Raw genomic sequence first — 12,122 nt, 5'->3', positions numbered from 1 at the left:
TATAAACTCTAACGATACACTACCCATCATACCGCTTTATTGGGCTTTTTCCAACAGTTTCGGCTTGGCAAAAATCATTCGTCCTGCTGACGTCTGCAGCACACTGGTCACCAGCACTTCCATCATCATGCCGATATACTCGCGTCCGCCTTCCACAACAATCATCGTGCCATCATCCAGATAGGCAACACCTTGACCGTGTTCCTTACCATCTTTGATAATCTGCACCATAATCTCCTCACCTGGCAATACCACGGGCTTAACCGCATTGGCGAGATCATTGATATTTAGCACGGATACACCTTGCAATTCACAGACCTTGTTCAAGTTGAAGTCGTTGGTGACAACTTTGCCCTGAAGAACCTTGGCGAGCTTGACCAGCTTGCTGTCCACTTCGGAAATTTCCTCGAAATCACCTTCGTAAATGAGAACTTTGACGTCCAATTCCTTCTGAATTTTATTCAGGATATCAAGCCCGCGCCGTCCTCTGTTCCGCTTGAGCAAGTCCGATGAATCGGCAATGTGCTGCAATTCCTCCAGAACAAATTCCGGGATTACAATCGTGCCCTCGATAAATCCAGTTTTGCATATATCTGCGATGCGACCATCGATAATTACACTGGTATCCAAAATTTTGTGCTCTTCCAGTCGTCTGTCTTCATCCACCTCGGGATGCCCCCAACGTCCTGACATCCAGAAGGCCGCCAGATCATCTTTCTTCGCCATGGCAAGCATATAGCCTGTATAGCTACTTACGACCGTCAGCGCCACCTGAAGCACCTCTCCGGCCGTCCCGAGCCATGCCACACAAGGATATAACAGCAAGGCCACCAACAGTCCTGCAACTGTACCCGCTGCACCTGCAGCCAATTCATTCATCGGTACTTTGGCCAAAGAATCAATACTATTATGCAGTCTGGTTGCCATTAATGTCCCACCGATGTTACACACGGACATAAACAATACAGCACCTAGTAGGGTTGATACCCCAGCCCCCAACAATCCTGCTGATTGAATCCATTCTGCCATCCAAGGGACGGATTTTCCTGCCAGATGATATGCCGTGTAGCCGAACCATGCACCGCACAATCCTGTAAAAGTTAAAATGCCTTTTTTCCACATAAGTCCCTGCACCTCCTTCAATATATCTTCATCTTTATATCCAGTATGATCCAATTCCCTGATTGCTAATCCCGATTTTGAAGAACTTTTTGGAAATGTTGCAATCGTCAGTTGAAAGAAGGTAAATTATTGGCATATAATGAATTCAATTCATATCCCGAGGTGAGTAGCAAAATGAGTACGCTAAGTTTACAGGCTTTTCAGGATCAAGTTTCCGAGCTGTTGCTGCGTCATCGCAGCCTGATTGATGTACTGTCCAAAACAGGACAAGCCGGCGCCTCTGTCAACCGTGCCGTGTCAAAGGCCATTACCGAATGCGGCTGCATTGAGCTGCACGCCACCAAGCAGAAATATGCCCCAGAGAGCGATATTGCTCAATCTAAAGGCCTGCTGGAAACGCATGTGGAAGGTGAATTGTGCGAGAATTGCAAAGAGGTTATCAGCTCTGAACTGGGGCGGAACCTGTTTTATATGTCGGCTCTCTGCAATCTGCTGGACATCAACATGGAAGAGGTCGTAAATCACGAGTCACAGAAATGTTCGACGTTAGGGATGTTCAATTTGTCGTAAACAATACGTTTTTCGTTGCAAATGGTTAAGTTACCTTATAGATTTGAAAAACAAAAATAAGCACGCATTCTCCTGTCAGGAGCGTACGTGCTTTCTTTGTATTTTCCAAAATGATGGAATACCTAGCGATCGGAAGGACGGGAAGACTTCTCTTCTTTACGCTTTTTGGCCCGGTTGCGTGAGGCTACTGTCCGCATATTATGCTTCATCCCATATAGAGCGTATAACACCAGTGGAATAAAGATCAATTTGGACAATTGTTCTGGAAACATGACCGCCACCACGATTGCGAAGACGATAACCCAAGGTGCAATCCAGATCGCTTTGCGCGGCAGACCAACCTTTTTGAAATTGGGGTATTTCAGCGAACTTACCATCAGATAAGATAACAGCAAAGTCGCAATCATCATACTCACAGGACCGATATCCTTATTAAACAGGGACAGTGTTGCCAGAACTCCTCCGGCCGCTGGAATCGGCAAACCTGTGAAGTACCCGGGGATGCCGGGGCGAACGTTAAACCGGGCAAGCCGGATAGCTCCACAAATGGGAAAGCTTGCGGTTGCGATCCAGGCGAGAACCGGAGTCGCGTCCTGGAACGAGACCATAAATATAATTAGGGCTGGAGCTGCACCAAATGAAACCATGTCAGACAAAGAATCCAGTTCTTTACCAAACTCACTCTGGGCATTAAGTGCACGTGCCACACGGCCATCCAGACCATCCAACAACATCGCAATAATGACCAAAATGGCAGCCAAACTATAATTCCCATCAATTGCAAGCAGGATTGCCATCATTCCAAGAAACAGATTACCTAAGGTAAAGAGATTCGGAATGAATCTGGTTAACATCGTTGTTTCACCTCATTATTTTCAAGCCGTTATAGGCAAACCCTTACATTTGTCTGTCAATAAACATTTGCTCCTGCAAACGCTTGAGACCTTCCTTAATGGTACGGGCGCGCACCTCTCCAATCCCGTCCACTTCGTCCAGCTCTTCAATTGTAGCCATAATGACATGAGGCAATTGTTCGAATTGATCCACCAGGTTATGGATGATGACATTCGGCAGGCGGGGTATCTTGTTTAATACCCGATATCCGCGAGGTGCAACCGAATCTTCGGACGTAGCAGCTGACGAAGGGTATCCCAGAAGACGTACAATATGATGTGCATCCAGCAATTCATCGTCCGACAATCTTTTCAGACCAACGATAATCTCACGGATTTTGTCATCACTGTCATCACGGGCATAGTCCTTATACAGTAGCCATGCTTCCTCTTCTGTTGTACCGACGAGTTCCTCCATCTGCATGGAGATGAGACGTCCCTCGTTGCCGAGTTCATGAATGTAACGCTTAATTTCCGTTTTGATACGCATAACCATTTCCGTACGCTGAATGACATTGACCACCTCAGGAATCGTCACCAGTTCCTCGAACTCGGAGGCGCTCAGATTCGTAAGGGACTGTGTCAATACAGCTTTGTATTTCTCCAAGGTTTGAATCGCTTGATTCGCCTTGGTCAAAATAACCCCGATTTCCTTGAGGGAATACCGTAGTGTTCCTTGGTATAAGGTGATAATATTCCGGCGCTGCGATATAGATACAACTAATTTGCCTGTTTGTTTCGCGACTCGCTCAGCCGTCCGGTGACGGATCCCCGTCTCAGATGAAGAGATAGATGAGTCAGGAATGAGCTGAGTGTTGGCGTATAGGATACGCTTTAAATCCTCACTAAGGATAATGGCACCGTCCATCTTCGCGAGTTCATACAGATAGTTCGGGGAGAAATCACAGTTAATCGAAAATCCTCCATCCACTACTTCCATCACTTCAGGGCTGTATCCTACAACCAGCAGTGCACCCGTCTTGGCGCGCAGCACGTTCTCCAGACCTTCGCGGAAAGGTGTACCTGGTGCGATCAGCCTTAACAATTCGTTCATATTATCCAGTTGGCTCGAATCTTTCATCTTGTTATGCCCCCTAATCTAAAGCAACCGCTAGTGCATCTGCCACGGTATTCACACCGATCAGTTGTATCCCGCGAGGATGTTTCCAGCCCTTTAAGCTTTTTTCTGGTAAAATGACACGCTTGAAGCCCAATTTTTGAGCTTCTTTCACACGTTGTTCAGCCCGTGAAACGGCCCGAACTTCACCCGTCAAACCGATTTCCCCAAAGATGACGTCATCTGGCTTGGTCGGCACATCTCTCAAGCTAGATGCGATACTTACAGCAACCGCCAAATCCACTGCCGGCTCATCTAATCTCACGCCACCAGCTACGTTCAGATAAGCATCCTGTGTTTGCAGGAACATGCCCATCCGTTTCTCCAGTACCGCAATAATCAAATTTAATCGATGGAGATCTACCCCTGTCGCCATACGTCGAGGAGAAGGGAAATGTGTGGTTGAAATCAATGCCTGCAATTCCACAAGCAGAGGACGTGTGCCCTCCATGCTGGCAACTACGGTAGAACCAGCCACACCCAGTGGACGTTCTGACAAAAAGAGCTCAGAAGGGTTACCTACTTCACGAAGTCCATCTTCACCCATTTCAAAAATACCGATTTCATTGGTCGAACCAAAACGGTTCTTCACCGCACGTAAAAGGCGATACGTATGATGCCGCTCTCCCTCAAAATAAAGAACACAGTCCACCATATGCTCCAACATACGTGGACCTGCAATAGCACCTTCTTTCGTAACATGCCCCACAAGTACGGTTGCAATGCCTCGCCCTTTGGCGATCCGCATGAACCGTGATGTACATTCCCTTACCTGAGCTACACTGCCGGGAGCACTGGTGACTTCTGGCAGATATACGGTCTGAATGGAGTCGATGACTAGAAAATGCGGCTGGATCTGCTCCACCGCTTCCTCAACCCGCTCCATATTGGTCTCACATAGTACATATAACTCAGGAGACAGCGCACCTAGACGGTCAGCCCGCAATTTCGTTTGCTTAACTGATTCCTCGCCTGAGACATATAACACGCGCAAACCTGAATGAGTCAATGCATGAGATGTCTGCAACATCAACGTTGATTTTCCGATTCCGGGGTCTCCGCCCACCAGAACGAGAGATCCTGGAACAATTCCGCCGCCCAAAACCCGGTTCAGCTCTTCAATTCCAGTCTGTACACGCGGTTCCTGACCGCTATCTATATCTATGATGGGAAGTGGCTTATCTTTACTCTCAAAAAGAGGGGAATTTCTTCCTTGTGTTTTGACCACCGTTTCGGTTTCTTCCACCATTGAATTCCAAGACTGACAACCAGGACATTTGCCGTACCATTTGGGGGCTTCATAGCCGCATTCCGTACACTGAAACTTGGTTTTAACTTTGGCCACTTCAGCACTCCTAGGATTTATTTTATAACAGCATTTTGCATTTTTCGACGAATTTTGCCTAAACTCCCTGACGTGCAGGGTTAATAAAAGTTTACCATTGTTTGAGATTTTTCGTAAAGGATTATCGCAAACTTTACACATGTTCGTAGCCAGTTCAATGTTTGTTTTCTGATAAACAACAGCTTTGGGGCTCTGACTGGCACAAAAAAACAAAAATCCTTCCCGACTAAAGTCAGAAAGGATTTTTGTTTTATATATCAGACTCATTAGTTATGTCACTAGTTAAGTGTCACTTATTTCGTTTCAATTTCCTCAGTGGAAGGAACAACAACGTCTTTTTTCGTTACAGACAATGCTCCGTTCTCTTCATCGATGAGCAACGAATCACCTTTGGTCACATTACCCGTGAGCAACTCTTCAGACAATTTGTCTTCGATATGCTTCTGGATCGCCCGACGAAGCGGACGAGCACCATAAGCTGGATCGAAGCCGGCTTTAGCAAGGAAATCCTTGGCATTGTCGGTGAGTTCGAAGTCAACCTCGTATTCACGTAGCCGTTTCCGAAGCTCCTCACTCATGAGGGTAACAATCTCTGCAATGTGTTTCTGTTCCAGAGAGTGGAACACGATAATTTCATCAATCCGGTTAAGGAACTCTGGACGGAAGCTTTTCTTCAGCTCATCCATGACTTTACCCTTCATGTTATCATAATCCGCCCCTGCATCCACAACTGCTGTGAAGCCGAGTGTAGAGTTACGTTTGATCGCTTCAGCACCCACGTTGGATGTCAGAATAATCAATGTATTTCGGAAGTCAACAACGCGACCTTTGGAATCCGTCAGACGACCATCCTCAAGCACTTGCAGCAAGATGTTAAATACTTCCGGATGTGCTTTCTCGATCTCATCGAGCAGGACGACGGAGTAAGGTTTGCGACGAACTTTCTCTGTCAGTTGTCCACCTTCTTCATATCCCACATATCCCGGAGGCGCTCCGACGAGTCGGGAAGTCGAATGCTTCTCACCATACTCGGACATATCGATCCGGATCACTGCATTTTCATCGCCAAACATGGCTTCTGCAAGTGCACGAGCGAGCTCGGTTTTACCTACCCCGGTAGGACCTAGGAAGATAAATGAACCCATCGGACGTTTCGGATCTTTCAATCCGGCCCGAGCACGACGAACTGCACGACTGACAGACTTCACAGCCTCATCTTGGCCAATGACACGTTCATGAAGAATAGACTCCAGGTTCATCAAGCGTTGTGTTTCTTCTTCTTTCAGCTTGTTCACCGGAATTCCAGTCCAGTTGGCTACCACTTGCGCGATATCCTCAGGCGTTACTTCAGAATCCGTGCGACCTTGTTTTTCTTTCCATTGGTTCTTCGTTACATCCAGCTCTTCACGGATTTTTTGTTCCGTGTCACGCAGAGCTGCTGCTTTCTCGAATTCTTGGCTTTGAACCGCTGCGTCTTTTTCCTTACGGATATCTTCGAGACGGCTTTCCAATTGTTTGAGGTTTGGTGGGATCGTGTAAGAGTTCAATCTTACTTTGGAGCCCGCCTCATCAATCAGGTCAATCGCTTTATCCGGTAGGAAACGGTCTGTAATGTACCGATCAGACAGTTTAACCGCCTGCACAATCGCCTCATCCGTAATTTTCACCCGGTGATGCGCTTCGTAACGATCACGCAAGCCGTGTAAAATCTGAATTGCTTCTTCTGGAGAAGGCTGATCCACCGTGATCGGTTGGAAACGGCGCTCCAGGGCAGCATCTTTCTCGATATATTTGCGGTATTCATCCAGTGTTGTTGCACCGATGCACTGCAATTCTCCACGGGCCAAAGCCGGTTTCAAAATGTTCGAAGCATCAATTGCACCTTCCGCTCCGCCTGCACCAATCAGGGTATGCAATTCGTCGATGAACAGGACAATGTTACCCGCTTGACGAATTTCATCCATAATTTTTTTCAAACGATCTTCGAATTCACCACGATATTTTGTACCTGCAACAACCGAACCCATATCTAAGGTCATGACACGTTTGTCACGCAAAGTCTCCGGAATTTCGTTGGCGATAATTTTTTGTGCAAGTCCTTCAGCGATGGCTGTTTTACCTACACCTGGCTCACCAATCAGTACCGGGTTATTCTTGGTACGACGGCTCAGAACCTGAATAACACGTTCGATTTCTTTACTACGTCCAATCACTGGGTCCAGGTTGTTCTCTCTGGCATACGCCGTAAGGTCACGTGCCAGACTGTCCAGTGTTGGTGTGCTGACATTGGCAGGTGTACCGTTATGACTGGATACAGCTTCGCTGCTGCCAAGCAATTGCAGTACTTGTTGACGTGCCTTGTTCAAGCTAATACCCAGGTTGTTCAGCACACGTGCCGCAACCCCTTCGCCTTCACGGATCAATCCCAGCAGGATATGCTCTGTGCCTACATAGGTATGGCCCAATTTGCGAGCTTCATCCATAGACAGTTCAATTACTTTTTTCGCACGAGGCGTATATGCAATGTTCGTAGGTTGCTCTTGGCCACGGCCAATCAGCGTTTCTACTTCATCTTGAATTTTTTCCAATCCGAGTCCCAGGCCGATCAGCGCTTTGGCTGCGATGCCTTCGCCTTCACGAATGAGGCCGAGCAAAATGTGCTCTGTACCGATGTTATTATGACCAAGACGGACAGCTTCTTCCTGCGCCAATGCGAGCACCTTTTGGGCCCGTTCCGTAAATCTTCCAAACATCATATCTCCTGCACCTCCATGGTTTTGGATAAAACGGGGGCTGTTAAAAGGATCCCCCCGTATTCTTCATATCATTTTTGTTTGCAGCCATGCTGCGAATAAAATCATTCAGCATTCATTTATAGAAATGCTCTATTATATAAAAGCCGCAAATGCGACGTGAAACCTTTATAAACAACTCTTGATCAACCTAAGATTGATTGGCTGCACTGATCGTATCACGGATCAACTGAGCCCGATATATGTCACGCTCATCTGTCCGCATGTCTTCCCCAAAAGTTTTTTGCAAAAAGCCCGGCTGCGTCATCACATTCAACTCGTTCATCACGGTTATGGACAAGCCGTCCAACAAGCCGAGATCTACGCCAAGTCGAACATCAGACAGACGCTGTGCAGCTTCCTTCGAATCGACGATGGCTGCATGGGACAGAATGCCGTATGAACGCATAACCCTGTCGGTAATTCGCAGCCTAGAGTCGGTAATTAACCGTTCTCTAGCAGTACGCTCATGCCCAATCATCTGTAAAACAACACTATGCAGGTTATCGATGACTTCTTGTTCCGTCTGCCCCAGTGTGATCTGGTTCGAGATCTGGAACAGGTTACCCATCGCCTCACTGCCTTCACCGTAAATTCCCCGTACAGTCAGTCCGACTTGGGAGACTGCCGTTAAAATGCGGCCAATCTGCTGTGTCATAACCAGAGCGGGCAAATGCATCATGACAGATGCTCTTACACCTGTACCTACATTCGTAGGACAGCTGGTTAAATATCCTCTGCGGTCATCAAAAGCATAATCCACATGCGCTTCAAAAGCATCATCTATGGCGGAAGCTTTCTCCCAGGCTTCTTTCACCTGGAACCCCGGATAGAGGCACTGGATACGAAGATGATCCTCTTCATTAATCATAATACTGACAGATTCATCCTCACTGAGAATAACCGCACCATTTCTGGATTCGTTCGCAAGACTAGGACTGATCAGATGTTTCTCTACCAGCACCCGTTTGTCAAGTTCATCGATATCAATCAGATCCAAGGTATGAAAATCTCCAAAGGCATGAACGTCATCGTATTGAAGTACTTCGCTCAGCTTATTCAGCACTTCTTCCGATTGCTCATTGGAAGCCAGCATCGGAAACGGATAATGCTGCAGGTTGCGCGCGATCCGGACCCGGCTGCTAATGACGATTTCGGAATCAGCCGCATCACTGCGCATCCAGTCGCTGAGCGCCTTCTCTGTAAAACGAAGATTAGGCATTACGCATCCCTCCTACTCATCACAAACTTTACTCCTGAGCTATTTCTTTTTCAAGTTCCCTGATCTGATCACGAATTTGAGCAGCTTCTTCAAACTCCTCTTGCGTTATGCTCTCCTGAAGATCCCGTTTCAGATCAGCAATCTGTCGTTTCACCTTGATGCGACCACCAGCTCGTGCAGGCACTTTACCCACGTGGGAAGTGCTACCATGAACCCGTTTGAATAGCGGATCCAAACGACTGTCAAAATATTTATAACATGAGCTACAGCCAAAGCGGCCAATTTTGCTAAACTGTGAATAGGTCATCCCGCATTCTTCACAACGAAGGGATTGCGCAGGTGTTGCTCCTGCACTGCCATTTTTGCCTGTAGGCTCAAAATCAAGCAACCCGGACAATAAGTTATGAATGGAAAATCCGTTGGATGTTCCCGGAATCATTTCCCCTTTTTCACGAGCGCATGACTCACAAATATGGAATTCCGTTTTCTCTCCGTTCACGATTTTCGTGAAATGGAGTGTTGCCGGACGTTTGTTGCATTCTTGGCACAGCACAATGATGTACCCCCTTGATCCCGATAGTTTTCATTTACCGAGCAAAGATATTAACATCGCCTTTAACATTCTGGCACGAATTTGATCCCGGTAAGGAAGTTTGACCAATATAATCTCTCTCGATACAGCTGCCCGCATCAACCCGGCTTCCCTTTTGCTTAAGAAACGTGCTTCTTCCAGTTGGTAGATCAGACCTTCGGCAGCTGTCTGCCCGATCTCATCTCCAATACTATGGTGCAAATGGTTATGCAGAGCCGAGTGAGCCGGCAATTCAATCCGCTGTATGCGAACATAACCGCCGCCGCCACGTTTACTCTCTACAAGGTAACCTTTTTCGAGTGTAAATCGGGTGCTGATGACATAATTGATCTGGGAAGGCACACATGAAAATTGGTCAGCCAGATCATTACGTTGAATTTCGACCATTCCTTCGGGACTTTCATGCAAAATACTCTTCAGATATTGTTCGATAATATCAGAGATATTACGCATCCACTCATCCTCCACTGTCTGAAACGTTAAGTCAATAAGGACCCACACGCCCCTACAGAGTACACCTTCTCAACCCATTTAACCAATCAAGGAAACAGCGAAACTGATCTTCAACGGTCTTTAACGGGAGAGCGAAGGACGCTCGAAGGTCCTTTAATATTGCTTTTATCCGCTGATGTGCACTACCTTTAAAATGGCTCCCACCACCGGATTGCAGAAAGAAAGCTACGTAAGTATTTAACCTTTAGTTGACTTTGACTTTCTTTGACTTTATATACATTATAGCATATTTTGTGGTTTTGCCAAGAGGGAGCACTATTCATTTTTTACGATTTTACACGAAATATTCGGCTGACACAAAAAAACCTCTCCAAAATAGCTGGAGAAGTCCATTTGTCTCACACTAGCAACGTAATGCTATACAAGTTAAATCTACAAAATTGATCCTAGAATATTCGTTACTCTATGAGGATCAGAAAAAATCAAGTAAATACGTTTCCCGTTTAGGAATCGCTTGTTCCAGAGCCTTAATCGCTCCATTTGGTCCTTCAATTCTACCTATTTGAGCCATCTCTGCGGGCCTGCGATAGCCCATCAGTATTGCGGTGAGCGCCTGAATGTCTACTTTAACAGTCTGATCTTTATCAGCCGGCTCAGATGTTTTCCAAATCGAAGCTGTACCGTTCATCGCCACATTCAACTGCCATACCCCTTCATTCCATGGTGCGTGTGCATCCTCTACCTGGAGATTAATCTGTACTGGTGAGTCTGGGCTCGCAAAAGGGTACTGTGAAATAAATTGTTCTACACTCACAATACGTGCCATGAAGAATGGTATAACTTCCTGCTGAATCCGCGGATTGTCTAATTGAAAAGCAAGCATATCACTGGCTGGTGCCTGTAAAGTTACTTCCTCAATCATGGAATCATGGTTCGCAATAAAGGTCCATAAACCTTGTCTTGCCTCTTCATTCAAGTAAATGATCTCTCTAATGGTAAACTTTCTTTCCTTAACCTCATATAAAAGATAGCCTTGTGCTTTACCAGCTTCATCATAATATATAGCCTTCTGGCTGGCTCCATTAGTGAGAACTGAGTTCTCCCATCTCGCATCATTCCGGATCAAAGTTCCGTTATAGCGCTCAGCATACGCACTGTATACTTCCTTTAATATGCTGAGTCCCGGATCGCCACGTCGAATTGTTCCAGAGGTTGCCTTTTTCGCAGGCAGATGAGCTGTAGACACTTTATATCGTTTAAACTCAACATATGTCTCCCATCCATATCTCCGATAAAACGCAAAAGAGAACGGATGCAAAAACGATATACTTTGTTTCTTACGGTTCATTTCCTCCAGCGCATGCTTCAACAATCCAGCTACCCAGCCTTTACGTCTATATTCTGGCCATGTCGCTACTCCCGCAATACCGCCCATCTCGAACGATCTCCCATGAATATAGGTTTGAAAAGGAATAATGTGAAGTTTGGCACCCAATTGTCCTTCCTCAAATACACCCCATATATCCTGAGAATCAAATTGACTCCGTCGCTTCTCCGTTTGTTCTTCACTCATTACCACTTGAAAAGCATACTCGGAGAGTGCCATCGCTGGCTCAAAATCATCAACGGTTAATTTCTGAATTTCCATATCGTCCTGCACCCCGTTCTCTAAGTTATGATATCTTTCAAATCATGGCCTGATACGTGATGTATGTATCCATTTATGAGTGTGTCAGAGGAACGGGACAAAGTCAAACAAGAGATGCCAGCGCATCTCCCGGGAATATTTTTTTCGTGTATTATAATTGTTCCACCTGTGATCTATAGTAAAAAACGCAAATAAAAACCACCACCGAATAACATCGGCAGTGGTTCTTCGCTTGGCGGCGTCCTACTCTCCCAGGACCCTGCGGTCCAAGTACCATCGGCGCTAGAGGGCTTAACGGTCGTGTTCGGGATGGGTACGTGTGGAACCCCTCCGCCATCGCCACCAAACGCATAGCTTAGCTTACATCT

Annotated in this window: 10 protein-coding genes and 1 rRNA gene; 1 reads left to right on the top strand and 10 read right to left on the bottom strand. The window is 46.4% G+C overall.

Features of this window, described 5'->3' with window-relative positions:
• Window positions 1-36: 36 nt before the first annotated feature.
• Complete coding sequence (locus HP548_RS01365) at window positions 37-1,122, bottom strand: PIN/TRAM domain-containing protein (protein WP_076292152.1); 1,086 nt, start codon at window positions 1,120-1,122, stop codon at window positions 37-39.
• A gap of 174 nt (window positions 1,123-1,296) precedes the next feature.
• On the opposite strand from HP548_RS01365, the gene HP548_RS01360 reads away from it, so the two are divergent.
• Window positions 1,297-1,692 carry a nucleoside triphosphate pyrophosphohydrolase family protein gene (locus HP548_RS01360; RefSeq protein WP_024633611.1) on the top strand — a complete coding sequence of 132 codons (396 nt, stop codon included), beginning with the start codon at window positions 1,297-1,299 and terminating at the stop codon, window positions 1,690-1,692.
• Window positions 1,693-1,814: 122 nt separating this feature from the next.
• On the opposite strand, the gene pssA is transcribed toward HP548_RS01360, so the two are convergent.
• From pssA to rrf, 9 genes are all read right to left on the bottom strand, one after another.
• A complete protein-coding gene (pssA, locus tag HP548_RS01355; protein ID WP_175380693.1) occupies window positions 1,815-2,546 on the bottom strand; it encodes a CDP-diacylglycerol--serine O-phosphatidyltransferase in 732 nt (243 codons plus the stop codon).
• Window positions 2,547-2,589: 43 nt separating this feature from the next.
• Window positions 2,590-3,666 (bottom strand): DNA integrity scanning diadenylate cyclase DisA, encoded by a 1,077-nt coding sequence (gene disA, locus HP548_RS01350; RefSeq protein WP_076292150.1) that lies wholly within the window; start codon window positions 3,664-3,666, stop codon window positions 2,590-2,592.
• Window positions 3,667-3,679: 13 nt separating this feature from the next.
• Window positions 3,680-5,047 carry a DNA repair protein RadA gene (gene radA / locus HP548_RS01345; protein ID WP_063567409.1) on the bottom strand — a complete coding sequence of 456 codons (1,368 nt, stop codon included), beginning with the start codon at window positions 5,045-5,047 and terminating at the stop codon, window positions 3,680-3,682.
• 293 nt (window positions 5,048-5,340) lie between these two features.
• A complete protein-coding gene (locus HP548_RS01340; RefSeq protein WP_076292149.1) occupies window positions 5,341-7,803 on the bottom strand; it encodes an ATP-dependent Clp protease ATP-binding subunit in 2,463 nt (820 codons plus the stop codon).
• 187 nt (window positions 7,804-7,990) lie between these two features.
• Window positions 7,991-9,061: a protein arginine kinase gene (locus HP548_RS01335; protein WP_175380692.1), complete on the bottom strand. Its 1,071-nt coding sequence runs from the start codon at window positions 9,059-9,061 to the stop codon at window positions 7,991-7,993.
• Between the two features lie 28 nt (window positions 9,062-9,089).
• Window positions 9,090-9,614, bottom strand: a complete 525-nt coding sequence (locus tag HP548_RS01330) for a UvrB/UvrC motif-containing protein (RefSeq protein WP_076292148.1) — start codon at window positions 9,612-9,614, stop codon at window positions 9,090-9,092.
• 30 nt (window positions 9,615-9,644) lie between these two features.
• Window positions 9,645-10,106, bottom strand: a complete 462-nt coding sequence (locus tag HP548_RS01325) for a CtsR family transcriptional regulator (protein ID WP_024633618.1) — start codon at window positions 10,104-10,106, stop codon at window positions 9,645-9,647.
• A gap of 472 nt (window positions 10,107-10,578) precedes the next feature.
• Window positions 10,579-11,754: a GNAT family N-acetyltransferase gene (locus HP548_RS01320; RefSeq protein ID WP_175380691.1), complete on the bottom strand. Its 1,176-nt coding sequence runs from the start codon at window positions 11,752-11,754 to the stop codon at window positions 10,579-10,581.
• Between the two features lie 230 nt (window positions 11,755-11,984).
• Window positions 11,985-12,101 (bottom strand): 5S ribosomal RNA (gene rrf, locus HP548_RS01315).
• Between the last annotated feature and the right edge of the window lie 21 nt (window positions 12,102-12,122).

This window comes from Paenibacillus taichungensis (genome assembly GCF_013359905.1).
In the GTDB taxonomy this organism is placed as follows: domain Bacteria; phylum Bacillota; class Bacilli; order Paenibacillales; family Paenibacillaceae; genus Paenibacillus; species Paenibacillus taichungensis.
This window is presented reverse-complemented; position numbering and strand designations above follow the sequence as displayed.

Excerpts from the sequence above, each read along its gene's own strand:
- HP548_RS01365 (WP_076292152.1), bottom strand. The coding sequence starts at position 1,122 with ATGTGGAAAAAAGGCATTTTAACTTTTACAGGATTGTGCGGTGCATGG.
- HP548_RS01360 (WP_024633611.1), top strand. The coding sequence starts at position 1,297 with ATGAGTACGCTAAGTTTACAGGCTTTTCAGGATCAAGTTTCCGAGCTG.
- pssA (WP_175380693.1), bottom strand. The coding sequence starts at position 2,546 with ATGTTAACCAGATTCATTCCGAATCTCTTTACCTTAGGTAATCTGTTT.
- disA (WP_076292150.1), bottom strand. The coding sequence starts at position 3,666 with ATGAAAGATTCGAGCCAACTGGATAATATGAACGAATTGTTAAGGCTG.
- HP548_RS01340 (WP_076292149.1), bottom strand. The coding sequence starts at position 7,803 with ATGATGTTTGGAAGATTTACGGAACGGGCCCAAAAGGTGCTCGCATTG.
- HP548_RS01335 (WP_175380692.1), bottom strand. The coding sequence starts at position 9,061 with ATGCCTAATCTTCGTTTTACAGAGAAGGCGCTCAGCGACTGGATGCGC.
- HP548_RS01325 (WP_024633618.1), bottom strand. The coding sequence starts at position 10,106 with ATGCGTAATATCTCTGATATTATCGAACAATATCTGAAGAGTATTTTG.
- HP548_RS01320 (WP_175380691.1), bottom strand. The coding sequence starts at position 11,754 with ATGGAAATTCAGAAATTAACCGTTGATGATTTTGAGCCAGCGATGGCA.